Genomic DNA, 2,449 nt, shown 5'->3' on the forward strand with positions numbered 1-2,449 from the left:
GTTGTACACATATTCCCGTACAAGAAGAGATAAGTCAAGCAATTATCTTGCTTAACTCTCTATTTTTTCTCTTAGTTTCTCTTGAAAAGGAGGGCTGGTGTATATTCTTTTTCTTCTTTGTTTTCTTTAAAGTTCCAATTAGTCCTTCCTGTATCTATTTCAATCAAGTCTATAGGAAAGTACCCTTTTCTTTTAAAACTTTTTAACCCTTTCATAAGACCTGTTGACTGGTCTGAAATTGTAAATTCTTGTATCTCAAATCTTTCAAGATTCTCTATGATTTCTTGGTGGTTTTCTTCAAATCCAACATCATCAAAGTTTAAGATGTCTCTACCTATTCTTCTGGATTCTCTGTATGCCCAGTAAAATCTGTAGCTGATTTTATTTTCTTCGAATTCTTCTTTTTCTTTTATATTTTCTAGTAGTTCAATCTTTTTCATTTTTTATACCTTCTCTTTTGTTGTACACATATTCCCGTACAATAGAGGAATAGTCAAGCAATATACGGCAGTAAGAAAGATTAAATTTCAAATTTTTTCAATAATATCTTCCTTAAAAATTACATTTAACATCGAACCATTGTCCCATTTTACAAGGATTGATCCAATGGCATCCACCCCATAAACTGTGCCTAAGGTTCCAACTGGTGGAGCCTGTTCATCTTCCATTTGGATTAGTTTTACTCTTGTACCTACATGATAAGTTTCTTTTAATTTTTGTATAATTTCCCTTGAAATCATCTAATCACCTCACATACATATATCACTCAAATACTGATTTATATCAAGTTAGATTAATAACATCTTCATACTTATACTCTTTTCCATTTCTTAAAAGACTTACATCTTTATCACTACCAACTAATTCAATAAATCTATTTACAATTACATCTACAAATTTTTCATCAAGTTCTATCATCCTACAAATCCTATCAGTCTGTTCACAAGCTATTAGTGTACTTCCACTTCCACCAAATGGATCAAGTACAATGGAGTTTGTCATTGATGAATTTTTAATTGGATAAGATAAAAGTGGGATAGGTTTCATAGTAGGGTGGTCGCCATTTTTTCTTGGTTTATCAAATTCCCAAATGGTAGACTCTTTTCTTCCTGTATACCAGTTGTGTTTTCCTTTTTTCTTCCAGCCATAGAGGATGGGTTCATGTTGCCACTGGTATGGACTTCTTCCAAGTACAAGGGACTGTTTCTTCCAAATACAAGTACCAGATAAATAAAATCCAGCATCTTGAAATGCCTTTCTGAAATTAAGTCCTTCTGTATCAGCATGGAAAACATATATCGAACCGTCATCTGCTAGGAACTTCTCCATATTTAAAAAGGAGCTTAGTAAAAATTCATAAAATTTACCTTGCTCCATATTGTCATTTTTAATTTTCCCAGCTGATCCTTCATAGTTTACGTTGTATGGAGGGTCTGTGATGATAAGATTTGCTTTTGATTCTCCCATAAGTTTATCGTAAGTAATCTCATCTGTAGAATCTCCACAAACAAGTTTGTGCTTACCTAATGTCCATATATCTCCAGCTTTAGAAAAAGTAGGTTTTCCCAATTCTTTATCTACATCAAAACCATCATCTTCTGTATCATTTCCTAAGTCAAAAATATTAGATAATTCATCTGGTGAAAAGCCAGTTAGTTCTACATTAAAACCATAATCTTCTAAGGATTCAATTTCTACTCTTAGTAGTTCTTCATCCCAACCAGCATCAAGAGCCATTCTGTTATCAGCTAAGATATAGGCTTTCTTCTGTGCCTCATTTAAATGGTCTGCAAAGACACAAGGTACTTCTTTTATCCCTTCTTCCTTTGCTGCCATAATTCTTCCATGGCCTGCAATAACTCCATAGTCTTTATCAATAATTACAGGATTGATAAAACCAAACTCTCGAATTGATGATCGTAGTTTATTAATCTGGTCTACTGAGTGAGTTCTTGCATTATTTACATAGGGTACAAGTTTTTCGATATCCACTAATTTCATTTCTTTTGTTGTAATCATATTAGCCCCCACTTTGCAAATTCCTCAAAACCACCAATAGAGTTAATGTAGTTTCTAGCAATTTCTACAATTTCTGAATATGGTCTACCATCAACAGTTTCATCCCCGATTGCACAGGATAATTCAATCTCTCTATTTTCTTCTTGTGCCTTTAGGTGGGCATAAATATTAACCGATACATCAGCCTTGGATAGGTCTTTACCATGAAGACCCCCACCAGTTACTGCTCGTCCCATATCAGAGCCGAGTTTTCTATTAGTTGCTCCAGTATCAACATTAAACCCTCCAGTCCAATTTCCCAATGGATTTACTATTGCTCTTGGATAAATTGATTTTAAAATTTCTGTTGGTACATTTGACTGACAGATGATGAGTTTATCTCCATCAAGGATGTATTTCCCATCGTAGGGATAATTGGAATAAATTTCAC

3 protein-coding genes and 1 pseudogene are annotated in these 2,449 nt (G+C 33.8%); all 4 read right to left on the reverse strand.

Annotation, left to right across the window (positions count from 1 at the left end):
• Positions 1-71: 71 nt before the first annotated feature.
• On the reverse strand, positions 72-440 hold the full coding sequence (locus PEPTYR26121_RS08800; protein ID WP_180501054.1) for a DUF7698 family protein: 369 nt from the start codon (positions 438-440) through the stop codon (positions 72-74).
• 87 nt (positions 441-527) lie between these two features.
• Positions 528-740, reverse strand: coding sequence for a DUF4314 domain-containing protein (locus PEPTYR26121_RS08805; protein WP_180501056.1), 213 nt, complete (start codon positions 738-740; stop codon positions 528-530).
• Between the two features lie 43 nt (positions 741-783).
• Entirely contained in the window at positions 784-2,019 is a 1,236-nt protein-coding gene (locus PEPTYR26121_RS08810; protein WP_180501058.1) for a site-specific DNA-methyltransferase, read from the reverse strand.
• Positions 2,016-2,449 (reverse strand): annotated as a pseudogene (locus PEPTYR26121_RS08815) (S-adenosylmethionine synthetase N-terminal domain-containing protein); the annotation flags it as partial. The pseudogene PEPTYR26121_RS08815 and the gene PEPTYR26121_RS08810, both read right to left, overlap by 4 nt.

The organism is Aedoeadaptatus nemausensis (genome assembly GCF_903819165.1).
GTDB classification, from domain to species: Bacteria; Bacillota; Clostridia; order Tissierellales; family Peptoniphilaceae; genus Aedoeadaptatus; species Aedoeadaptatus nemausensis.